The 21268-nt window shown below is 56.5% G+C and carries 22 protein-coding genes and 2 pseudogenes; 3 read left to right on the forward strand and 21 right to left on the reverse strand.

The window, feature by feature from the left end; all coding sequences use genetic code 11:
- Window positions 1-10: 10 nt before the first annotated feature.
- The 10 genes and pseudogenes from SK3146_RS06835 to SK3146_RS06880 form a co-directional block, all read right to left on the reverse strand.
- Window positions 11-457 carry a EutP/PduV family microcompartment system protein gene (locus SK3146_RS06835; RefSeq protein ID WP_249864372.1) on the reverse strand — a complete coding sequence of 149 codons (447 nt, stop codon included), beginning with the start codon at window positions 455-457 and terminating at the stop codon, window positions 11-13.
- A 3-nt stretch (window positions 458-460) separates the two neighbouring features.
- Window positions 461-802: a BMC domain-containing protein gene (locus tag SK3146_RS06840; protein ID WP_249864373.1), complete on the reverse strand. Its 342-nt coding sequence runs from the start codon at window positions 800-802 to the stop codon at window positions 461-463.
- A gap of 11 nt (window positions 803-813) precedes the next feature.
- Window positions 814-1092, reverse strand: coding sequence for a EutN/CcmL family microcompartment protein (locus tag SK3146_RS06845; protein WP_249864374.1), 279 nt, complete (start codon window positions 1090-1092; stop codon window positions 814-816).
- A 44-nt stretch (window positions 1093-1136) separates the two neighbouring features.
- Entirely contained in the window at window positions 1137-2087 is a 951-nt protein-coding gene (locus SK3146_RS06850) for a hypothetical protein (RefSeq protein WP_249864375.1), read from the reverse strand.
- A 5-nt stretch (window positions 2088-2092) separates the two neighbouring features.
- Window positions 2093-2880: pseudogene (gene pduL, locus SK3146_RS35260) on the reverse strand (phosphate propanoyltransferase).
- A 5-nt stretch (window positions 2881-2885) separates the two neighbouring features.
- A complete protein-coding gene (gene eutM / locus SK3146_RS06860) occupies window positions 2886-3173 on the reverse strand; it encodes an ethanolamine utilization microcompartment protein EutM (RefSeq protein ID WP_079910915.1) in 288 nt (95 codons plus the stop codon).
- Between the two features lie 139 nt (window positions 3174-3312).
- Window positions 3313-4806 (reverse strand): acetaldehyde dehydrogenase (acetylating), encoded by a 1494-nt coding sequence (locus tag SK3146_RS06865; protein ID WP_249864376.1) that lies wholly within the window; start codon window positions 4804-4806, stop codon window positions 3313-3315.
- A gap of 17 nt (window positions 4807-4823) precedes the next feature.
- Window positions 4824-5255, reverse strand: a complete 432-nt coding sequence (locus tag SK3146_RS06870) for a BMC domain-containing protein (protein WP_249864377.1) — start codon at window positions 5253-5255, stop codon at window positions 4824-4826.
- A gap of 20 nt (window positions 5256-5275) precedes the next feature.
- The gene (gene eutL / locus SK3146_RS06875) at window positions 5276-5932 is read right to left on the reverse strand and encodes an ethanolamine utilization microcompartment protein EutL (protein WP_249866208.1); all 657 of its coding nucleotides are present in this window, start codon (window positions 5930-5932) and stop codon (window positions 5276-5278) included.
- Between the two features lie 498 nt (window positions 5933-6430).
- Window positions 6431-6781 (reverse strand): annotated as a pseudogene (locus SK3146_RS06880) (cation:dicarboxylate symporter family transporter); the annotation flags it as partial.
- Between the two features lie 463 nt (window positions 6782-7244).
- Between SK3146_RS06880 and SK3146_RS06885 the strand changes: the two are divergent.
- The gene (locus SK3146_RS06885) at window positions 7245-7742 is read left to right on the forward strand and encodes an NUDIX hydrolase (RefSeq protein WP_249864378.1); all 498 of its coding nucleotides are present in this window, start codon (window positions 7245-7247) and stop codon (window positions 7740-7742) included.
- Between the two features lie 478 nt (window positions 7743-8220).
- Here the strand turns inward: SK3146_RS06885 and SK3146_RS06890 are convergent, their stop codons facing one another.
- The 8 genes from SK3146_RS06890 to SK3146_RS06925 all read right to left on the reverse strand — a co-directional run bounded on the left by SK3146_RS06890 (window position 8221) and on the right by SK3146_RS06925 (window position 16659).
- Window positions 8221-9579 carry an MmgE/PrpD family protein gene (locus SK3146_RS06890; protein WP_249864379.1) on the reverse strand — a complete coding sequence of 453 codons (1359 nt, stop codon included), beginning with the start codon at window positions 9577-9579 and terminating at the stop codon, window positions 8221-8223.
- Window positions 9576-10730 (reverse strand): amidohydrolase, encoded by a 1155-nt coding sequence (locus tag SK3146_RS06895; protein WP_434006891.1) that lies wholly within the window; start codon window positions 10728-10730, stop codon window positions 9576-9578. Before SK3146_RS06895 ends, SK3146_RS06890 begins: the two co-directional genes overlap by 4 nt.
- An 81-nt stretch (window positions 10731-10811) precedes the next feature.
- Window positions 10812-11543, reverse strand: coding sequence for an amino acid ABC transporter ATP-binding protein (locus SK3146_RS06900; RefSeq protein ID WP_249864381.1), 732 nt, complete (start codon window positions 11541-11543; stop codon window positions 10812-10814).
- A gap of 10 nt (window positions 11544-11553) precedes the next feature.
- Complete coding sequence (locus SK3146_RS06905) at window positions 11554-12225, reverse strand: amino acid ABC transporter permease (protein WP_249864382.1); 672 nt, start codon at window positions 12223-12225, stop codon at window positions 11554-11556.
- A 22-nt stretch (window positions 12226-12247) separates the two neighbouring features.
- On the reverse strand, window positions 12248-13081 hold the full coding sequence (locus SK3146_RS06910) for an amino acid ABC transporter substrate-binding protein (protein WP_249864383.1): 834 nt from the start codon (window positions 13079-13081) through the stop codon (window positions 12248-12250).
- Window positions 13082-13108: 27 nt separating this feature from the next.
- Window positions 13109-13621, reverse strand: a complete 513-nt coding sequence (locus tag SK3146_RS06915; RefSeq protein WP_249864384.1) for a GNAT family N-acetyltransferase — start codon at window positions 13619-13621, stop codon at window positions 13109-13111.
- 58 nt (window positions 13622-13679) lie between these two features.
- Window positions 13680-15002: an LLM class flavin-dependent oxidoreductase gene (locus SK3146_RS06920; protein ID WP_249864385.1), complete on the reverse strand. Its 1323-nt coding sequence runs from the start codon at window positions 15000-15002 to the stop codon at window positions 13680-13682.
- A 418-nt stretch (window positions 15003-15420) separates the two neighbouring features.
- Complete coding sequence (locus SK3146_RS06925; protein ID WP_249864386.1) at window positions 15421-16659, reverse strand: MFS transporter; 1239 nt, start codon at window positions 16657-16659, stop codon at window positions 15421-15423.
- A 415-nt stretch (window positions 16660-17074) separates the two neighbouring features.
- Between SK3146_RS06925 and SK3146_RS06930 the strand changes: the two genes are divergently transcribed.
- Window positions 17075-18298, forward strand: a complete 1224-nt coding sequence (locus tag SK3146_RS06930) for an IS110 family RNA-guided transposase (RefSeq protein ID WP_249864387.1) — start codon at window positions 17075-17077, stop codon at window positions 18296-18298.
- Window positions 18299-18647: 349 nt separating this feature from the next.
- Here the strand turns inward: SK3146_RS06930 and SK3146_RS06935 are convergent, their stop codons facing one another.
- The gene (locus SK3146_RS06935; protein ID WP_249864388.1) at window positions 18648-19241 is read right to left on the reverse strand and encodes a TetR/AcrR family transcriptional regulator; all 594 of its coding nucleotides are present in this window, start codon (window positions 19239-19241) and stop codon (window positions 18648-18650) included.
- Window positions 19242-19400: 159 nt separating this feature from the next.
- Here SK3146_RS06935 and SK3146_RS06940 point away from each other — a divergent pair, with 159 nt between their 5' ends.
- Entirely contained in the window at window positions 19401-20573 is a 1173-nt protein-coding gene (locus tag SK3146_RS06940) for a nitric oxide synthase oxygenase (protein ID WP_249864389.1), read from the forward strand.
- On the opposite strand, the gene SK3146_RS34985 is transcribed toward SK3146_RS06940, so the two are convergent.
- Together SK3146_RS34985 and gcvH are read right to left on the reverse strand one after the other, a co-directional pair.
- Window positions 20570-20704 carry a hypothetical protein gene (locus SK3146_RS34985; RefSeq protein WP_283942813.1) on the reverse strand — a complete coding sequence of 45 codons (135 nt, stop codon included), beginning with the start codon at window positions 20702-20704 and terminating at the stop codon, window positions 20570-20572. The two genes, SK3146_RS06940 and SK3146_RS34985, sit on opposite strands and share 4 nt — an antisense overlap.
- Complete coding sequence (gcvH, locus tag SK3146_RS06945) at window positions 20676-21074, reverse strand: glycine cleavage system protein GcvH (RefSeq protein WP_249864390.1); 399 nt, start codon at window positions 21072-21074, stop codon at window positions 20676-20678. Before gcvH ends, SK3146_RS34985 begins: the two co-directional genes overlap by 29 nt.
- Between the last annotated feature and the right edge of the window lie 194 nt (window positions 21075-21268).

The following is a 21268-nucleotide window of genomic DNA, read 5'->3' on the forward strand; positions in this document are numbered from 1 at the left end:
CGCTTCAAGCTCATCTGCCCGGATCGACGATCGGCAGCAGCAGCTCCTTCAATTCCTCAATCCCGGCGCCGCTCGCAGCGGACGTCAGCACGATCGTTCCCTCCGGCAAAGCTTGCCTGAGCAGTGCTACGGCTTTACCCGCGTCCGCCTGCGGATGATCGATCTTCGTGACGGCTCCGCAGGCTTTCACAGGGAAGCCGCCGGCAAAGCCGGGAGGAAAATAGTTGCGGCTGCGCGTCGCATCCTGCACGAGCAAAATGCCTGCCGCCTGATGGGACGTCGCCATAAGCGAACGGTAATACAGCGGATTCTCGCTGTATTCTCCCGGCGTGTCGATCAGCCAATCCCGGTAAACGAGACTTTGCGTTTTGACGGCGGGCCGGCTCTCGCCGAACAGCGCCTTGACGAGCGTCGATTTGCCTGCGCCGACGGCTCCGATGATCATAATTTTTCTCATAGCTCAAGACCTCGTCAGCGGAGCGATGGAGAACTGCAGCTTTTCCTGCAAAAACGCATTCACCGCCTCCACGGCCATCTCCACGGCCGATACGTCCCCGACGATTACCAGCGAGCCGGTAAACCGGTCCAAATAGCCGATGTCCACGCCGGCCGCCTTCGTCGCAATATCGGCGGCGATAATCGCCGTCTCCGTCGGCGTCAGCGTCAAAATGCCGAGCGCGTTGGCGGTCTCAATCCCCAGCTTCGTGTACAGCACCGGATCGGGATTGGCGATGACGTGGGCCAGCGTAAGCTGCTTGCCCGGCACGTATTCCTGGATTACCCGCTGCTTTGACTGTTCCATGCTTCCCCTCCTTATTCGGTATCGTCCGTGACGTCAAAGCTGTCGACAATGCCTACGATCATGGCGTCGATCGGCACCATCTTGCCGCTGAACAGCACGCGCGCCGGGCTGCCCCGAGATACGATGACCTTCTCGCCGACCCCCGCCCCGATCCGGTCGGCGGCAATGACGCTCTGCCCGGCCTCCGCATCCTTGAAATCGATCGGCTGCACGACCATCAGCTTAAGATTGTCCATGCCTTCTTCTTTTTGCGTAGCCCATACGCTGCCTATCACTTTACCGAGAAACATGGCTCTCCCCCGTTTCGCCTTTCTCCGTAACCCGCTCGCTTTCGCTAACCGCCTTGCACATAATGCAGCCTGATGCCCGCATCGCTCAGTAAATCCCGGGCCAGCGGAGATACGATCGTCCGCGCCGTAATGTACAGCTCTTCCGCCGCTCCTTGCTTGAGCTGCGCCCTCACCCATTCGGCGGTCAGCAGCCTGCCATCGAACCGGCGTGCGTCTCTCCCGGCGGCGGTGACGCTGCTTCCCCGCTCCGGCGAGGCGGCCGCAGGCGCATCCCGTTCCCGCTCTGCCGGACCCGCATGCGCCGAGGCGGCAAGCTGCCTTCCCCGCGGTTCGCCTTGCTCCAACCGACTCCGCTCGGCTATAGAACGGCGATCGGCTTTCTCCTCTTCCCTGCGCAGTGCGGCACAGTGTTCCACCACATGCTCCGCCAGCTGCTTCTGCGGCGCGAATCGTGCGCCGAGCCGGCGGAGATCCTCCTTATAGCGCCCGAACACATCCGCGTAACCTTTCGGAAGCGCCAACGTGCGGAGCGTACGGCGATCGGCCCGCTTCAGTCCCGGAGCATCGTCGCCAATCAGCACGAGCTTCTCCAGCGTAAGCGCAGCAAAAAGAATCTCCGCCTTGACCGTACCCTTCAGCCCCGCTGCGGCTCTGGCGGCATTGTCGAGATCGATTTCGGGAATGACGATGCCGTCGTAATCGAGCGGAAGCTCAATAGGGGCCGGGGCGTATTCATCGGCGGCAATGATTTTGCCGGGACCCCCGCATTCAATTTTATGCAGGCCAAGCCATGATGAGGTCTCTCCGTCCAAAAATAACATATCGAAACAAACGTTATGATTCGCAAGCGTTATGAAATGATCGGTGAAAGCCTCATGAGCCGTACTGTCGCAAAAAATATACAGCACCTTCGGCCGCTTCACCGCCTCTGCCTGCATCGATATGACGAGCTCGCGAATGGTCGCCTCGAGCCACTGCTTCATCTCTTTCTCCACCGTCCTCACCCCCTCAAGGCTTCCGTAATACAGCCGTTTTTGCCGATTAGCCGGACGACATCCCCGGTGCGGAGCTGGGCCGCATTGGCTTCGTCGGTATCCAGATGCAGATCGAGCGAGAAATGCTCATGAATTCGCGCAACCACATCGGCAAAAATGACCGGGCGCTCGCCCAACGTTTGCACGATCAGCCCGTCGCCCTGCTCCACCTGCAGCCGGCTTGCCTCTTCCGGCGACAAGTGAACGTGATTTTTCGCCACGATCAATCCTTGCTTAAGCATTATCGCTTGCTTCGGGCCGATCAGAGCGATTCCCGGCGTATCCTCAAGCTGTCCCGACAGCCGGAGCGGAGGGTGAACGCCGAGCGCAAACCCGTCCGTGCGCGAGACCTCCACCTGAGAGCTCCCCGCGAAGGTCCGAGAATGCGCACGTTCCCGATGACTCCCTTGGGTCCGGCCAAAGTCACCGTCTCCTCGGCGGCAAACTGGCCTTTTTGCGAGAGCTCCCGCCACGGAGTCAGCCGGTAGCCGCTGCCGAACAATAGCTCCACATGCTCCTCGGATAAATGCACATGCCGATTTGATACCCCTACCGGTATGTTAGGTATAGCGGACTTGCTCCAATCCAGCCGGATCGGGGGAGAATCGTCTGCCTTGCGGTTCAGCCGGATTCCTCTGCTCTTCAGGAAGTCTTCCGCAGCCGGAGTCAGCTTATCTTCTGCTGTCACAGGGTAAGGATTCGGAATGCCCTTGGCCAGTTGGGCGCGCAGAGAAGTCTCCGTTATTAGCGCCATACTTTTTATCCTTCAAGCTTGGGCAAAATAAATTCGATATCCGAATGCGGACGCGGAATAACATGAACCGAGACGAGTTCCCCTACCTTCTCCGCCGCAGCCGCGCCGGCATCGGTCGCCGCCTTGACGGCGCCCACATCGCCTCTGACCATGACGGTGACCAGACCTCCGCCAACATGCACCTTGCCGATCAGCTTCACATTCGCTGCCTTGACCATCGCATCCGCCGCCTCAATCGAGCCGACTAATCCTTTCGTTTCCACCATGCCGAGCGCCGCCAGTTCTCCTGCCATTTGAGATCATCCTCCTCGAATTGAATTATGTAGCGTATTTCTACCTTCCAACGCGTGAGATACTTGCCAATCGCAGCTTGAGCCGCTTGAGCCTGCGAAGAACGTTCGGATTTCCGGCCGCCTGATTGCCAAACCCGCTCTATTTCATCTGCAGCTCGGTTAAAACGCTCTTGACGATCTGCAGCACTTCATCGCGGGAGATACCCAGCTTACCCGATGCTTGCAGCTTCCGAGCCTCCCGCTCCACCGCCGATGCCACGGCCTCGCGGGAGTCTGCCGGCTCCATCTCGCGGATGCCGAAGGCGACCCGCTTCACATTAAGCAAATGCTGCGGACCGATGTTGTCCGACGTAATGTTATTGCCCATGGAACCGCAGCCAAGCGTCAACGACGGCATGATGCCGGTAGTCGCTCCGATGCCGCCGAACGTCGTACCTGCATTGACGACAATGCGGGAAGCGGGTTTCTCCAGCCCGAATGCTTCAATGACCTCCTCGTCCTGCGCATGAATGCCGAGCGTATGCCCAAGCCCGCCGAGCTCCAGCAGCTCTATGCATCTGCGGCAGCCTTCCCGCCAATCCTGTACGGTGTACAGCGCGAGCAGCGGGCTCAGCTTCTCCATCGAGAACGGATGCTCCCGCCCTACCGCCGTCTCCTCGGCGACTAATACCCGCGCATCGGACGGGACCGAGATGCCTACCATCCGGGCGATGACCTGAGGGGAACGGCCGACCACCTTCGGGTTCAGCCCGCGCTCGGTGAGCAAAATCGATTCGATATTTTGCTTCTCCTGCTCGTTTAAGAAGTAAGCGCCCTGCCGTTTCAATTGATGCACGAGCTCCGCCTTGACGGCTTCGTCGGCGACAATCGCCTGCTCCGAGGCGCATATGGTCCCGTAATCGAACGTCTTGCTCTCTAAAATATGTCTAACCGCCGCCCCCACATCCGCACTGTGATGTATGTACACCGGCACATTGCCCGGCCCTACGCCGAACGCCGGCTTGCCCGAGCTGTAGGCGGCCTTCACCATCGCCGTTCCTCCCGTCGCCAGAATGACGTCGGTCAGCTTATGCTTCATCAGCTCCGCACTCGCCTCCACCGAAGGCATCGTCAGGCAGTGGATCAGCCCGGCCGGCGCCCCCGCCTGCTCGGCCGCCTCGCGCATCAGCCGCGCCGCCTCCTGCGAACAGCGAAGCGCGGACGGATGCGGGCTGATGACGATGGCATTGCGCGCTTTGAGCGCAATGATGCATTTGAACATGACGGTCGACGTCGGATTCGTCGAAGGGATAATGGCGGCGACAATGCCGACGGGCTGCGCGATATCCCATACCTTGCGCTCCTCATCCTTACGGATGATGCCTACCGTCCGCATCCCTCGGATCGCCTCGTACACGTCCCGTGCGACAAAGCGGTTTTTGGCGGCTTTATCGGCAGCGTTGCCGAAGCCGGTCTCTTCCACGGCAAGCGTACCGAGCCTATCGGCATGGTCTTCCGCCGCGCGCGCCATCGCCGCCACGATCGTATCGATCTGCTCCTGCGTCATCGTCTCCAGCCGCTTTTGAGCCTGCTTCGCTTCCTGCAGGCAGCTGCGAACCTGCTGAATGGCCTGTAAATCCGGATCAAGCTGCATACTGCCTCTTCACCTCCTTATTCCTCCTGATCATGGCCGCCGGATAAATCGTCACTGCCGCCAGAGGAACGATGGCCCGTATCCGGCTTCTCTGCCGCTGCGGCACCGTTTGCATTCGGAGTATCTTGTGCGGCTTCAGCCGATTCCACCTCCAGCTTCTCCGGCCACTGCTTAGCCAGCATCGCGTACACCGACACGTCGGGCCGCGGAATCACATGTGTAGACAGCAGCCTGCCGACGCGCCTGGCCTGTGCTTCACCGGCTTCCACCGCCGCCTTCACCGAAGCTACGTCCCCCACAATATAGATCGTGACTATGCCTGCATCGGCTTTCTCGAACGTCGTCACCCGAACGTCCGCCGTCTTGGCGGCGGCATCCGCTGCCGCTATAAGCGCCGGTATGCCGAGCGTTTCGATCATGCCGAGCGCCAGCCCGTTCCATAGACTCATGCTTCTTCACCCGCCTCGCTTTAACCTGGTTTGACCGGCTGCCGGGCGACGCCGCGCACCGCCTCTGCGAAAGCTTCCGCCGCCGCCGCGCACGCCGACTGGCTGCCCGTTAAAAGTCCTCCGGCAAAATTCGTTTCCGTCGGAGGTCCGTAAAACTGGCATAATCTTACATCCGCCGCTTTCATTGCGGCATCCAACCCGTAGACGGCTTCGAGCGGCGGTGCGATCAAATAAGCCAGCGGCTCTCCCTCGGCAATTCCTGCGGTCTGGGATAAGTATGAGCCGGTTCTGGATACGACATGAGCGTAGTAAGCGTGGGTTCCCTCCTCGTTGAGGGAATAAAAGCACGCTCCGCCAGCCATAAACTCCATAGCCGCCTCCAGACCGCTTCTCACCTCCGCCGGCGTTTCTCCGCCCAGCATCCCGATAAACTCCCCGGACAGCGGGCCAGACGCATGTCCCGAGCCGGCATAAAAGGAACGGGCATACACCACTTCCACCGCCGCCTTCTTCGTCGCCTCATCGATCGCCGTATAGCCGACGTCGTCGATCGTAGAGGTAAGCAGCCCGAGGCTGCGGATATGCGGCTTCAGCTCCAGCTTGGCCGCCAGCTCCTTATCCACGTTCGGTATGATTCTGACGGCAAGCGGTACGGCGCGGATCGGTTGATCGCTCACTCCCTTCACCTCTTCGCTTCGTTTTTCGATCTCCACTTCTGGCGCACCCCTGAAAATGCAAAAAGATGCCCGGGATCGAAGCCGGACTGTTGTCTTCGCTTCTTGCTCTCCCAAGGCACCGTTGCCTTAAATGCTATTCTTTTTTGCTGATCTTACCATTATTGTAAAATGGATCGCGGATTTTTGCAAGCGTTATCATGCCGATATTCCGGCCTTATCATTGACTTCATTTATCCGTGATGCTTCTACATCATATGCAGAGCCTTCTCCGGTTATACCCGTCCGCCGGGTTGAAGCGGCATCGCCCCGCGGGTGGCCTCGCTCCGGTGATATGGAATTGCTCTGCGCCATGACAGCGGAGGTCGCAACCTCCACGAGGATGAAGGCAGAACTTCTTGCTCCCCCAGCCCGTTTGTTATTTTTGTCAAGCTACTTCCTGCCGCTTTGCCGCACCTCGCGGATCGAGACGACGTAATGTTTGCCTTTGACCGCATCGTACTACCCTTCCCATTTGGACATGACCACCGCGGCCAGCGAATAGCCCAGCACGTTGACTACTGTACGCGCCATATCGAGAATACGGTCGATCCCTGCGATGAAGGCGAGTCCCTCGATCGGAATGTTGACCGAGCCGAGCGTTGCCAGCAGTACGACGAAGCTGACTCCGGGCACGCCCGCGATGCCCTTGGAGGACATCATCAGCACGAGCAGCAGCGTAATTTGCGAGCCGATCGGCATAAGGATGCCGTACATTTGCGCTATGAAAGTAGCGGCAAGAACCTGATAGAGCGTAGACCCGTAGAGATTAAACGAGTATCCCGTCGGAATGACGAACGAAGCAATCGCCCTGAAGCGGGAAAAATCCGTCTACAATGGCGGCCGCTTACGCTGCTCCAAATTTCAACCCGCTCTCCCGCCACTTGTTCATCATGTTTTTAAAGATAGTATGGTTTTCCTCATTTTAAAGAGGTATCTACGCCATTCGACAAAAATCTACGCAGCCGGCTTAAAAAATAGCAAGATTCGAAAAACAGGAAAAACTTCGGTACAATAAGCTAGACCGGTGAATAAATTCATACGAAGCTGTCTTTGAAAGAACTGCTTACCGCGCTATTGTTGATGATTAGTCCGCGCGCTGCTGTCCGAGCTCGAAATGATCGGTGAAACCGGAAGCCGCGATCTGCTCGACATGCTCGAGCTGCAGAACGGCTCCGATCCGTCTTCGACCCAGACGAAAATCAACACGAAGAAATTCGTGCAGGTGCTGTAAAATAGATTAGCTAGTTTCAGATGAACCTAAGGGAGGATAAGAATGGCTGATCATATCGACAATTTTTATCGGCATATGGGGGTTTACGGAATTTGTGTGTCCGACGAACGTATTCTAGTCATTCGAAAACGATTAGGCCCCTATACCGGCAAATATGATTTGCCTGGCGGCCGATTGGAAGCAATGGAATCCTTGGAGCAAGGAATGATCAGAGAATTTCGAGAAGAAACAGGTTATGCCGTTCAAAAGCTGCACAATATCGGCGCCTGCGATTTTTCCGTGATATGGAAATTACCTAATAATACAGTGGAGAATTTACATCATATTGCTATTTTATATAAAGTAGCTATTGATTCAGAGGAGACAACTGCACCCATTGAATCGTTCGATGGGCAAGACTCAGATGGGGCCGTGTGGCTGGCTCTCGATGAAGTGACTTCTAACAATTCATCGCCTCTCGTGCTGCAGGCGCGTGAATGGTTACATACAGGAACTATTCCCGTCGAGAGCGGTGCATTCGATTATACGGCTTCGACTTAACTAAAACTCCAACGGACACAACAGCCGTTATTTACGCCAAAATCGGCATTTTAGATTTCTAACGGACCTACGTGCCGCTATCGAGATGAACATGCATCTATTGGAAGCGGATGAAGGTAAATAAGCGCTGTGGCGACCGTTATGATATGAAAACGGTAAATTGCAGCCAATAAGCGTCCGTCATGTCCGTTAGCTTTTCATAGCGCATAAAAAGCCGGTGAGAAGCCCACCCTCCTGCGCCATAGACTGTACCGCCGGCCTTCAGAGCAGCCCGTAAAGCGGAACACCCTGACTTCGATGCTGCGGCGTGTCCCCCAATAGAATAACGTTGCAAGGATGACCAACCCCGCAAAGCGTGAATTGGCTCCAAACGAAGAACATTCAGATACTTGGCGAGAGCCTGCGGATATTTATATATTCCATGCCGCCGAAAAAGGCCGCCAAGCTATAAGCCCTGGCGGCCTTACCTACTCATCCGTTACAACAGTTCCAGCAAACGCTCCACATCGGCTGCGGATTGCAGCCGCGCGATCGTATCCAGCAGCGCCGCGGCGCGGGCCGGCTCGGCCGCAAGGGCGCCCTCCAGCTTCTGCCGGAGATCCTCCGGCGTCAGCGCGTTGCCCGGCGCGCCGCGAGGGCAGTCGATCCGCTCGCGGAAGCTGCGCCCGTCCCGGGCGGTCACTTCGACGATCGTATAGCGCCCTTTCGGCACCGCGTGCGGAGCCGGCTCGATGCTATCGTCGTACACCCTGCGGATGCGGGGCAGCAGCTCGAGCAGATGCGGCGCGATCGGCTTGCTCGCGAAGCTGTCCACCGACAGCGGCTCGCCCAGTAGCGCAAGCGCGGCGACGTACTCCACGCTGAAGCGCCCCTGCTCGCCGGTGCGCGGCTGCCGCTCGATCAGCGCGGCGTCCCCGCCGGTCGGGAAGACGATATCGACCCGGCCGATATCGTCCGCCGCCAGCGGGTGCTTTTGCCGCAGCAGCACGGCGGCGTCGGCGGCGTGGTGAGCCGCCGAGCAGAACGGATAGATCTTGAACCACAGTCCCGGGTTCACGATCCGCCAAGACTCGCCCCAGCCGTCCAGCAGATTCGCCTCGGCTGCGGCCAAATCGCCGTAGACGCCGAAGAAGCCCGCCGTCCCGTCCAAGGCATGAAGCGTTCCGCCGAAGCCCGCTTCCGTCAGCTTCACGGCCAGCAGCGCCGCCTGCGCCGCCATGCCCGCATGCAGCGGCTTCGTCTCGGTGCCGAACTGATTGCGCAGCCCGCCCGCCTGCGTCGCGGCGAAGCCGATCGCCTTCTGCAGCCGCTCCTCCGTGAAGCCGAGCAGGTAGCCTGCAGCCGCGGCGGCGGCAATACCTCCGAGCGTGGCGGTATTATGCCAGCCGCGCAAATAATGCTCCGCGCCGATCGCCCTGCCGAAGCGAGCCATCGTCTCGACGCCGATGACGTAGGCGGCGAGCAGTCTCTCGCCGCTTACGCCGCCCGCGGCCGCCGCCGACAGCAGCGCCGGCAGGATGACCGTGCTCGGATGGCCGCGGACATCCGAATGCACGTCGTCGTAGTCGAGGGCATGGCCGAGGTAGCCGTTGAGCAGCGCCGCTTGGCGGAAGCTGCTCTTGCGCCCCTGCCCGACGACGGGAACGTCCTCGCGGCCGCCCTCGGCTTCGGCCACGCTCCACAGTCTCGCGATGCCCTCGTCGTCCCGCGCGGCGAACGCGGAAGCGAAGTAATCGGTCAGTCCCATTCTCGCGGCCTGCATCGCTTCCTTGTTCCGCTCCGGCCGGGACTCGGCGATAAGCCGGGCCAGCTTTTGAGTCAATCCGCATTCATTCATGTCCATCTCTCCAATACGTTCACTGCCAGATCGGCGAAATATTGCGCGCCGACGACCAGCGCGTCCTCCTGCAGCGTAAACGAAGGATGATGCCATTCCTCCGTGCCGCTCGTTCCCATCCATACGAAAAATCCGGGAATCTTCGTCTGATAAACGGCGAAATCTTCGCCCCCGAGCGTCTGCTCGGCTTCCACCGCGCGATAGCCCAGCCCTATGGCCGTTGCCGCGGCCACATCGGCAAACCGGGCGTCGTTATCGACCATCGGCAAATACGGGAACCAGCGGAAGTCGACCCGCGCGCCGTACCCGGCCGCTATGCCTTCGGCGATGCGCTTCATCATCCCCGGAATCGCTTCGCGCGCTTCCGCCTGGAAGGTCCGGACAGTGCCCTCGAGGCTCACTTTGTCCGGGATGACGTTCCAGGCGCTGCCTCCCTGAATGCGGCAGACGCTGACGACCGCATTGTGCAGCGAGCTGATATTGCGGCTGATGACGGATTGCAGTCCGCTGACAATCTGGCTCGCCGTAACGATAGGATCGATGCTGTTATTCGGAATGCCGGCATGGCCGCCGACCCCGATCACATCGATCTCGAAGCGATCTACGCTGGCCATCAGCGGTCCCGTACGGACGCCGATCGTCCCAACGGGCAGATTCGGCTTGTTATGCATCCCGAAGATCGCTTCCACGCCTTCGAGAGTGCCCGCGGCGAGCAGCTCCTTCGCTCCCGACGCCGTTTCCTCCGCCGGCTGAAATATAAAGCGTACGGTGCCGCGCAGCTCCTCGCGGCGCTCCTTGAGCAGCATCGCCGCTCCGATGATCGCCGCGGTGTGGAAATCATGGCCGCAGGCATGCATTTTGCCATGAGTTTTGGATGCGAAAGGCAGTCCGGTCTGCTCTACGATCGGCAGCGCGTCGATGTCGGCGCGAATCGCAATCGTCGGCCCCAGATGCGCGCCGCGAATTTCCGCGATTGCGCCAAGCTTAAGCTCCGGCCGCTCCGCGAGCGGCACTCCCGCTTCCTCCAGCCAGCCGCGAATGCGCCGCGTCGTCTCGTATTCCTCCATCGACAGCTCCGGGTTCTCATGCAGCTCGCGGCGCATCTTCGTCAGCTTGTCCAGCAGCCCGGCCTGCTTTTCGTTAAAGGTCATTGCCATGATATGAAGCTCCTCCCTGTGGCTTAGACAGAAAGGGACCTAAGGAGAAGCCTCCCAGTCCCTTTCTGCCTGTCGTTATCCTATTTGCTGCAAAAAGCGCTTCGTCCGCGGATTTTGCGTATGATCGAACAATTGCTCCGGCGTCCCCTGCTCTACGATGTTGCCGTCCGCCATGAAAATGACTTGATCCGCCACCTCGCGGGCGAACGCCATCTCATGCGTAACGATAATCATCGTCGTCTGCCGTTCGGCGATGCTTTTAATGACTTGAAGCACCTCCGCCACCAGCTCCGGATCGAGGGCTGATGTCGGCTCGTCGAGCAGAATCGCGTGCGGATTGACCGCCAGCGCGCGGGCGATCCCGATGCGCTGCTGCTGGCCGCCGGACAGCGTAATCGGATAATTGTCCGCTTTGGCGGTCAATCCGACCTGCTCCAGCAGCTCCATCCCGATCTTGCCTGCCTCGGCCAGTTTCATCTTCTTGGTGACGATGAGCGATTCGGTAATGTTTTGCAAGGCCGTTTTATTTTTGAACAAATTATAGTTTTGGAATACCATCGCCGTCTGCTGCCGGAGCAGATGCGCTTCCTTGCGCGAATAGCTCTTGGCGTCCAGCGCGGCCTCGCCGATCTGGATCACGCCTTCGTCCGGCGTCTCCAACAGATTCAAGCAGCGCAGCAGCGTCGATTTGCCCGAGCCGGAAGGTCCGATAATGGCAACCACTTCGCCGCGCTTCACTTCGATATCGATCCCGTCCAGCACGACCAAATCTTTAAACTTTTTGCGCAAATTCGTCACTTTAATCATCGGAGCCCTCCTAGCTTGTATAAGGTTTGTTGATTTTCCGTTCCAAGAGCTCCTGCAGGAGGCTGTAAATGATCGTCAGCACCCAGTACACGATGGCGATCGCCGAATACGTCTCGAAAAACTTCAGCGAAGCCGTAGCGATCATCTTTCCTTCGGCGAACAGCTCGGCTACGCCCAGCGTAAAAGCAAGCGAGGTTTCTTTCACCAGAGCGATGAACTGGTTGCCGGTAGCGGGAATGGCGTTGCGCGTCGCTTGCGGCAAAATAATGCGGCGAAACGCCTGCGCCCGCGTCATCCCGACGGAAAGGCACGCTTCCATCTGGCCTTTTTCCACCGATGCCAAAGCAGCCCGAAAAATTTCCGCCAAATAGGCGGAGTTTTTCAAGCTGAGGCCGATGATCGCTGCCGTCAGCGAATCCAAAGCGCTGAAGGACGGAAACAGCTGCGGCAGCCCGTAATAGATCAGAAAGAGCTGAACCAGAGTCGGCGTTCCGCGGAAAAAAGACGAATACAACGATGCCAGCTGGTATATAACCGGCGTTTTATTCTTGGTCAGTATGGCGATGACGTAGCCGATAACAATGGCGAATATCATCGAAACGACGGCCATCAGGATCGTGATCGGAATATATTTGATTAATATGGGAAAAGCGCTCAACATCGCTTGCAGATCAAAATTCATCTTTCCCCGCACCGCCTAACTGTTAGTTTGCTTTTTTCACTGTGACGTCTTCGTCAAAATATTTTTCGGACAATGTTTTGAGCGTGCCGTCTTGGCGCAGCTCGTCCAGAGCTTTGTTAAACTCTTCGCGGATCTTCGCATGCTTCTCGTCTTTGGCGAACGGGAAGCCGACTTCTTCGTAGACGAACGGCTCGCCGGCCAGCTTGAGCGGCAGCTTGTTCTTCTTGATTTGCGCCAGCAGCACGTTGCGGCTGTTCACATAGGCGTCGACGCGGCCGTAAGCGACATCGTTCATCGTGCCCTCTTGCGATTCATAGGTTTTGATTTTGATTTGCTTGTCCGGATCTTGCTTCTCCAGGTTTTTCGCATGGTTGGAGCCAAGCACGACGGCAACGGTTTTGCCTTTCAGATCGGCAACGGAATGAATCTCGTTGTTCGTGTCCTTAACGACGACTTGCGAGCCCGCGTAAGCGTAGGTTTGCGTAAAATCGTATTTCTCCTTGCGTTCTGGAGTAATGGCGACTTGGTTCGATACCGTGTCCAGCTTGCCGAGCTCCAGCTGCGCCATCACGCCGCTGAATTCCGTCAGCTGCCATTCGACCTTGTATCCGAGCTTTTTGGCGACCGCTTCCACTACTTCGACGTCAAAGCCTTGCAGCTTGTCGTCTTCCTTGTATGCATAAGGATAGCTTTGTCCGGTTGCGCCGACGCGCAGCACCTTCTGCTCCTGAGCCGCGGTAGCGGAACCGCCGCCGGCCGCGGGAGCCGCTTCCTGACCTTTCGTGCCGCATGCGGACAATACCAGCAGTACCGTCATCATCAGCAGCGCAATCCATGCTTTTCCTGTATGTTTCATCGTTCGTTTGTCTCCCCTTAAATTCTCTTATTGTGTATTTTGAAGCAGGTCGGGGCGCAATATTTTACGCATGAATACGGTAATATGCCCTTTGCCCAAATCTTTCTCGCCGATCCGTTCGTACCCTTTGCGCTCGTACATGTCAATCAGCCATGGATGCTTGTCCGCAGTGCCGAGCGTCACGCCCGGAGCTTTCAGCGTGTCGCGGATGACCGTCTGCTCGACCCATTCGAGCAAGGTCGTGCCGATCCCCTTCTTCCCTACCGCAGGGTCGACGGCAAACCACCAAATATGCGGCAGGCCGGCAGGTCCCGGCTGCAGCCCCCACGGCATCCGAACGGATACCGTAGCAATGATTTTGCCGTCGTCTACGAGCACGTAGCAGGCATTGTTGCGAATATTTTTCTTGACCGTCTCCAAATCCGCCGTTGCCGCCGCAAAATGGATGCCAAGCTGACGAATCGGCTCGTAAGCTCGTAAGGATACATCCAGCAGTTCCGCTGCATCCTCTTCGGTCGCTAATCTGAATTGTTGCGTCACGTTATATGCACCTCGCGTTGTCGCCGCCGTTTCCTATGAATCCGGCAATGCGGCTTACTTATTGATACCGGTTGACAGGCGCCTCCAGACCCAGATGATCCCTCAGCGTGCTGCCCTCGTATTCGGTCCGGAACAAACCTCTCTCCTGCAAAATCGGAACCACCTTGTCGACGAACAGCTCCAGTCCTTCCGGCAGCAGCGGCGGCATCAGATTGAAGCCGTCGCATGCGCCCTGCGTAAACCATTCTTCCATTTTATCGGCGAGCTGGACAGGCGTTCCTACGAAAATATGATGTCCGCGGGAGCCCGCGATATATTGATAGAGCTGACGGATCGTCAGATTGTCACGCTTCACCATATCTTTAATCAGCTGGAAGCGGCTCTTGACCGCGTTGACCTCCAATTGATCCAGATCGGGCACAGGACCGTCGAGCGGATATTGGCTCAGGTCGAAGCCGCCGAGATACCCGGACAAAATTTTCAGGCCGACCGAAGGAATGATCAAATCTTGAAGCTCCTGGTATTTGGCCTTCGCCTCTTCTTCCGTCTCGCCTAGAATCGGGAAAATTCCCGGCATGATGCCGACGTCTTCCGGAGCGCGGCCGTAAGAGACGACCTTGCTCTTCACGCTCTCATAGAAAGCCTGCGCGTCCTTCAAATTGTTCTGCGTCGTAAAGATCAGCTCGGCGGTTCTGGCAGCCAAATGCTGGCCGGGCTCGGACGAGCCTGCCTGAATGATGACCGGATGCCCCTGCGGCGGTCTCGGCACATTGAGCGGGCCGCGAACCGAGAAAAATTCGCCCTTATGGTTCAGCTCGTGCAGCTTGTCCGGCTCGAAGTAGACGCCGGCTTCTTTATCGCGGATTAACGCGCCTTCTTCCCACGAATCCCACAAGCCTTTGACCACTTCCACGAACTCTTCCGCGCGCTTATAGCGCTGGCTGTGCTCAAGATGCTCTTCCTTCGTGAAGTTCAGCGCCGTCAGCTCGATGGACGAGGTCACGACGTTCCAGGCCGCCCGGCCGCCGCTGATATGATCGAGCGAAGCGAACTGGCGCGCTACATGGAACGGTTCGCTGTATGTGGTAGAAGCCGTCGCCGCGAGTCCGATCTTGCTGGTCACTCCCGCGAGCGAAGCAAGCAGGGTGAACGGCTCGAACCGGGCTAGTACGTTCGGATGGGAATCCGCTGTGATGGACAGGCTGTCCGCCAAAAACAGCATATCGAGCTTGCCCCGCTCCGCCGTCTTCGCCAGCTCCTTGAAATAGTCCAGATTGATGCTGCCGTCGGCCTGCGCCTTCGGATGGCGCCAGGAGGCCACATGATGTCCGGTCCCCGCCAGGAAAACGCCGATTTTCAAATGTCTTTTCTCATTGCTCATGTATAATCGTGCTCCCTTACTATTAAATCTCACTCAATGAGTAGGAATTAGAATGAAAAATCAATTCAAAATTGACTGTTTCGACATTTTTCATATAAATTCGACCCATCCAGATCGCGAAAATGCGCTGGAATCAGTTGTTTTTCTTCTTTTTCTCTGCTGAAAGAGTTAATTTATAAATCATATCGAATTAGTCGGTTTAAAGCTGTGAAAAAAACTATGTTTTTTCATTTTAGCCCCGACCTATTTTTGTGTCAAGGCTTTTATTTGATCGGCTGGCAGCCTGCGGGCAGCTCCTCGCCGAGTCCCGCCAAAAAAAGAACACGACCAGCCTGATTATATAAGCGGACGGACCTCTTCCCAAGCAGCAAAAAACCCTCCGTCATCCTTATTAAGGACAGGAGGGCTGCTAGTTTCATTAGTGCCATGATTTTTGCACGGCGGACGGAACTTCTCTCGTTCCTGGCGCACCGGCTGCAGTCTTTCTGCCGAAATACATCGACAGCATAAAGCTGCCCAGCAAGATCACCGCACCGAAAATATACGGAATATCCAGATGAATATCGTATAAAATTCCGGCCAGAGCGGGACCGAAAATATTCCCGAGGCTCATGTAAGCATTGTTCATCCCCGCGACGAAGCCCTGCTCTTCTCCGGCCATTTTGGACAACAGCGTGTTGATCGCCGGGCGCATAATAGACGTCAGCGTGAAGAAGAACAGCGTTACGAGCAAAATGTACCAAAAATTGCCCGACAGCAGCATCAAAATCAGCGATACGGCAGACAATAAAAAGGTCGTATTAATAAGCGTTCTCTCGCCGAAGCGGCGGATCAGCTTGTCGATCACCACAGCTTGAATCACGGCGCCGACCAAAGCTCCGACCGTAATTAAAATCGAAATGTCGCGCGCAGTGAACGAATATTTCTTATCCACGAAGAGCGGGAAAATCGCCTCGAAATTGGCCAAGCCGAAGGTCAGCGTAAAAATAAGCAGCAAATAAATAAAATACGGCGCACGGAACGATTGGGCGAATTGGCTCAGCAAGCTTTCCTTTTGAACCACCTTGCCGCGGTTGGCCATCCGCGCTTCCTCGGACAGCGATTCCGGCAGCAGCAGCAAGGAAGTGATCATCGCCAATGCGCCTACGCCTGCGGATACATAGAACGGCGTGCGCAGCCCGAGCTCAGCCAGAAAGCCGCCGATGCCCGGCCCGATAACGAATCCCAGCGACATTGCTGCGCCGAGCATCCCGAGGCCCTTGCCCCGCTTCTCTTCCGTCGTAACGTCGGCAATGTAAGCCATGATAGACGGAATCATCGATGCAGCTCCGATCCCTCCGAGCAAACGGGAGGCGTAAAGCATCCAAACTTCGGAGGCTGCGGCGAAAATAAAGTTGGACAATGTAAATAATACAAGTCCGGATACAATCATCACTTTGCGGCCGTATTTATCCGACCACTCCCCGGCTATAGGCGAGCACAGAAACTGCGTTAGTCCGAATGCGGCGACAAGATAGCCCGCCGTGCTGCCTCCTGCTCCGAACTCCTTAAGAAATTCCGGAAGTACGGGAATAATAAGACCGATCCCCAGCATGGCAATGAACATATTGGCCATCAGCAGAATGAGCGGGGATGTGCGGCTTGAAACGGAATTCATCGCATTGATCTCTCCCTTATCTGTAAGCTTCCTATCCTTTTCTCTATAACCATGCGACGGGTGACTCTAAAACTTTACGATATAAATTGACTCAAAGTCAAGTTGTGAGACGGCTTTACTCAAACATTACCAAATCTCCGCAGAACAAATCCCCCAAAAGCCATCCATGCCGCTGACGCGGCACCATTGATGATGAAAATGGGGTTGGTACTAACAAAAAACGTTAACACTGCTACTATGGCTGGCGAGGAAGGTCGGTTCACTTTGGTGTCCTGAACCCATCCAAAAGTCTGACTCCGACGACCTGGTGTACCTTAGATTGTCGCTCCCAACTTGGGAAGCACGCAGGGTAGATTAATCCCTTATCGGTTGTTGCACCAGCCTCAATTTTTTAGCCATAGAAAGGTGACTGACCATGGAAGTGCTTATTGAACGTGCCTGCGGTCTGGATGTCCACAAAAAGAACATTACCGCCTGTATCGTTACCCCTCAAGGAAAGGAGATTAGAACGTTTCCCACCCATACTTTCTATTTGATGACACTCGTCGACTGGATCAAGGAACATCAGTGTACCCATGTCGCCATGGAAAGTACGTGTGTGTATTGGAAACCCATTGTTAACCTGCTCGAAGCCGAAGACATTCATTTCCTTGTCGTCAACGCTCATCATATGAAGGCCGTTCCAGGACGCAAGACCGATGTAAAGGACGCGGAGTGGATTGCAGATTTACTTCGGCATGGCTTACTTACTGCCAGTTATATTCCGGATCGCAACCAGCGCGAACTTCGTGAGTTAGTTCGTTACCGTCGGAGCCTCATTCAAGAGCGGGCACGTGAGCTTAATCGCATCCAGAAGGTTCTCGAAGGCGCCAACATTAAGTTGTCTTCTGTCATCTCCGACATCATGGGCGTTTCAGGGCGAGACATGCTCGAGGCCATGATCGAAGGAGAAGACGACCCGCAGAAGCTCGCTGATTTAGCCCGTCGGAAGATGAAAAGCAAAAAGGCTGAACTCGAGCTCGCCCTTCAAGGACATATGAATCCACATCAACGGCTAATGCTCAAAACCATGATCACACACATGGATTTTATAGCCGAACAAATTGTGGTCCTTGATCAGGAGGTTGCGAAACGACTTGACCCTTTTCGGAAAGACCTGGAGCGACTGGACACGATTCCAGGAATTGCTCTGCGTACAGCTGAACAAATCATGGCGGAAATCGGAACCGATGTGGCTTCCCGCTTTCCGAAAGCTGCTCACCTTTGTTCATGGGCAGGACTTGTTCCAGGTCATAACGAAAGCGCTGGGAAACGAAAGTCGTCCAAAACCCGAAAAGGCAACAAGTATCTCCGTTCCGCTTTAATCGAAGCGGCTCATTCTTTGAAAAGTTCCGATAACTATCTCGGCGCACAATATAGGCGCATTGCGGCTCGCAAAGGTAAGCAGCGAGCAGCCGTTGCTGTTGCCCATTCTATCTTGACCATTGCTTACCACCTCCTCACCCGTCAAGAGGACTATCGCGAACTGGGCGCGCAATACTTTGAGAAACGTCAAGAAAAAGCGCTTGTTAGACAGTCCGTTCGTAGGCTGGAGAATCTAGGTTATACCGTAACATTAACGGAAACAAAAATCTCTTAAGCATCAGCCCCACTTTTTTTCCCGAGCGCGATTTTTTTAAACATGAAGAGCCGCGCTTAGCTTAGTGTTGTCATTTTTAGGTACTACGCTAAAAAATTTTCAGGGTAGTGACGTGATGCTCTGAAGCTTATTCCGTCCGCATCAAGCCTAAGCTGGATCGGCGTCTAACCATTCCTCTGGGGGAGACCCCGGATATCCACAGGATTTTGCTGCGCATCATTTCCTAAACAAAAAAAAGCCGGCGGCTCTCATAAGGAAAGCGTCCGGTTTTATCTTTTAAGGCTTGAATTCTGTGTGGAGAAAAATATCCGCTCGAAAGACGCCGGGTCAACGCCGGAGCGCGTCTCCGCTATCTTGCAACAAAGTAACGAAGGATGCTCTGGGCATCGAATCTGACATACAGCTCCCGGCGTTTGAATAATGTAGCGGAGCGGATGCAGGACATTAAGACTAGCGAATGCTGACGCGGATCTCCGTCCAGAATGCTTCCTTCCTTCTGCCCTTCGCGGAACAGCGCGGCGATAATATCCAAATTGTCGGAAATGCGTTCGCGCACCGACTGCTTCAACTCCTCGCCGATACTATCGGAGGTCAAAATCTGATCGATGAACATCTGATGGAACAGCGCATCGTCCCATTGGTTGCGCAGCATATTTTCCACGAGTGCGGTCAGCTTCTCCAGGGCGGGCCCCGGCAGCTTGACTACCTGCTCCAGATGATGCCGGAGGCTGTCCAGGTTTTTATTGAGAAGGGAGGCGAATAGTTCCTCCTTGGATTGAAAATAATTATAAACTAGCCCGTGACTAATCCCGACTTTGGCGGCGATGTCGGAAATTTTGGTCGCCTCCAGCCCTTTTTGGGCAATCAACTGCACGGCTACGGATAAAATTTGCTCGCATCGCTCTTTGCGCGCTTCCTGATCTCTCTCGACATTGCGAGGCAAATCCCTCACTCCCTTATTGGCAGGCCGATTTTCCATACATCATATCGCCGGTCCGTAATGTTGTCAAATTGCCAAATATGGCGCGGAACAGCGCAGCCCAAATGCAGTATAGTAGAAGCATCGGAATAAGCAGAACGCATGGAAAGCAGGAACCGCAGCATGACAGATAACCATCGGAAGCGGCTTGCGGAAGCCGCCGGCTTTATCCAACAATACAGCTCCGAAACGGGTCTCTCTCAAGAAACGGCGGAGCGCCGCATCGCCGAAATCGCCGACTCGCTGGAGCGGACGGGCACTTACCGGCAGACCGCAGAGGAATTAAAATACGGCGCCAGACTGGCTTGGCGCAACAACAGCCGCTGCATCGGCAGATTGTTCTGGCCTTCGCTGGAGCTGTTCGACGCCCGGCATCTGGAGACGGAAGACGCCATAGCCGAGGCTCTATTCCGCCATATTGAATACGCGACGAACAAAGGCCGCATCCGGCCGGCCATCACCGTGTTCGCCCCGGAGTCGGAGGAACGCCGAATTCGGATATGGAACCACCAGTTGATCCGCTATGCCGGATACGAAACCGGACAAGGGATAGTCGGCGACCCTTCCTCCGTCGCCTTCACGAAGCAGTGTATGCGGCTCGGCTGGAGAGGCCGGGGCACTCCGTTCGACGTGCTGCCGCTCATCATTGCGATAGGAGACCGCGAACCGAAATGGTACCCGGTGCCTCCCGAGCTGGTATTGGAGGTACCGCTCGTTCATCCTGAGCTGGAACGATTCTCCGAGCTCGGACTGAAATGGTATGCGCTCCCCTGCATATCGGACATGCTGCTGGAGGTCGGCGGCGTGAAATATACGGCCGCGCCGTTTAACGGGTGGTATATGGGGACGGAGATCGGCGCCCGCAATTTATCGGATGCAAGCCGGTACAACCAGCTGCCCCGAATCGCCGAGCTGATGGGACTGGACCGTTCGAACCCGGCCGGTCTATGGAAAGACCGCGCGCTAGTGGAGCTGAACACCGCCGTGCTGTATTCGTTTAAGCTAAAGGGCGTCAGCATCGTCGACCATCATACGGCCTCGGAGCAATTCATGCGCTTCGAGCGTCAGGAAGCGGACGCCGGACGCGCAGTCAACGGCAAGTGGTCGTGGTTGATCCCGCCGATGTCCCCTGCCGCCACGCCGATCTGGGACCGCTACTTCCACGAGAATAAGGAGCTGAGGCCCGCTTTCTCCTACCAGCCGGTTCCTTATGGGAACGAATCGGCTGCGGAGGTCGGCGCAAGCGCAGAGGCGGATGCGCCGGCCGGTTCCTTACGGCGGTGCCCGTTTCATTAACGGGCGGACTTCGCCCGTTCCGCCGCCTGCCGGGCAAGCTCACCGGCCCGCAAGCCTTCGCCGCCGGAGCGCCGGAGCGTTACGCTCTCCCGGATCGGTTGTTTAATCGCCGTCGGCGATATAAGCCTCATACCGCTCGGGGGCGAGCAGACCGGCCAGCGCTTCGTCCAACGCTCCGCCGACCTCTACCTCCACTATCCATCCGGCGTCGTAAGGCTCCCGGTTCACCAGCTCCGGCGAGTCCAGCAGCGCCTCGTTGACGGACAGCACCTTGCCGTTGACCGGGCTGAACAGATCGGAGACGGTCTTCACCGACTCGATCGTGCCGATCGCCTGGTCGGCTTCGATCTCCTCCCCCGCTGCGGGAAGCTCGACAAACACGATATCCCCGAGCTGCCGCTGGGCAAAATCCGTTATGCCGATCTTTACCGTTGCCGCCCCTGTCTTCCGCACCCATTCATGCTCCCCGGTATAAACCAAATCCGCTCTGACTTCACTCATCGCAGCCACTCTCCCTACATATAATGGTAGTATAAGAAATGTATTCGGTGTTCCGTTCGAGCATGCCCACCGTATCGCCCGCCGGCTCGTCCGGAAGCAACAGGCCGGATAACGGGCACACACCCAGATAAATAGTCGGACTTTTCAGAACTATCGTCAACTTCCGCCTTACCCGATCATATGATGAACCATAG

This window comes from Paenibacillus konkukensis (assembly GCF_023523925.1).
GTDB classification, from domain to species: Bacteria; Bacillota; Bacilli; order Paenibacillales; family NBRC-103111; genus Paenibacillus_S; species Paenibacillus_S doosanensis.

Excerpts from the sequence above, each read along its gene's own strand:
- SK3146_RS34985 (WP_283942813.1), bottom strand. The coding sequence starts at position 20,704 with ATGAGGCTTATATCGCCGACGGCGATTAAACAACCGATCCGGGAGAGC.
- SK3146_RS06910 (WP_249864383.1), bottom strand. The coding sequence starts at position 13,081 with ATGAAACATACAGGAAAAGCATGGATTGCGCTGCTGATGATGACGGTA.
- SK3146_RS06900 (WP_249864381.1), bottom strand. The coding sequence starts at position 11,543 with ATGATTAAAGTGACGAATTTGCGCAAAAAGTTTAAAGATTTGGTCGTG.
- gcvH (WP_249864390.1), bottom strand. The coding sequence starts at position 21,074 with ATGAGTGAAGTCAGAGCGGATTTGGTTTATACCGGGGAGCATGAATGG.
- SK3146_RS06835 (WP_249864372.1), bottom strand. The coding sequence starts at position 457 with ATGAGAAAAATTATGATCATCGGAGCCGTCGGCGCAGGCAAATCGACG.
- SK3146_RS06905 (WP_249864382.1), bottom strand. The coding sequence starts at position 12,225 with ATGAATTTTGATCTGCAAGCGATGTTGAGCGCTTTTCCCATATTAATC.
- SK3146_RS06920 (WP_249864385.1), bottom strand. The coding sequence starts at position 15,002 with ATGAGCAATGAGAAAAGACATTTGAAAATCGGCGTTTTCCTGGCGGGG.
- SK3146_RS06925 (WP_249864386.1), bottom strand. The coding sequence starts at position 16,659 with ATGAATTCCGTTTCAAGCCGCACATCCCCGCTCATTCTGCTGATGGCC.
- SK3146_RS06930 (WP_249864387.1), top strand. The coding sequence starts at position 17,075 with ATGGAAGTGCTTATTGAACGTGCCTGCGGTCTGGATGTCCACAAAAAG.
- SK3146_RS06940 (WP_249864389.1), top strand. The coding sequence starts at position 19,401 with ATGACAGATAACCATCGGAAGCGGCTTGCGGAAGCCGCCGGCTTTATC.
- SK3146_RS06845 (WP_249864374.1), bottom strand. The coding sequence starts at position 1,092 with ATGTTTCTCGGTAAAGTGATAGGCAGCGTATGGGCTACGCAAAAAGAA.
- SK3146_RS06870 (WP_249864377.1), bottom strand. The coding sequence starts at position 5,255 with ATGAGTCTATGGAACGGGCTGGCGCTCGGCATGATCGAAACGCTCGGC.
- SK3146_RS06885 (WP_249864378.1), top strand. The coding sequence starts at position 7,245 with ATGGCTGATCATATCGACAATTTTTATCGGCATATGGGGGTTTACGGA.
- SK3146_RS06895 (WP_434006891.1), bottom strand. The coding sequence starts at position 10,730 with ATGACCTTTAACGAAAAGCAGGCCGGGCTGCTGGACAAGCTGACGAAG.
- SK3146_RS06865 (WP_249864376.1), bottom strand. The coding sequence starts at position 4,806 with ATGCAGCTTGATCCGGATTTACAGGCCATTCAGCAGGTTCGCAGCTGC.
- SK3146_RS06840 (WP_249864373.1), bottom strand. The coding sequence starts at position 802 with ATGGAACAGTCAAAGCAGCGGGTAATCCAGGAATACGTGCCGGGCAAG.
- eutM (WP_079910915.1), bottom strand. The coding sequence starts at position 3,173 with ATGGCAGGAGAACTGGCGGCGCTCGGCATGGTGGAAACGAAAGGATTA.
- SK3146_RS06890 (WP_249864379.1), bottom strand. The coding sequence starts at position 9,579 with ATGAATGAATGCGGATTGACTCAAAAGCTGGCCCGGCTTATCGCCGAG.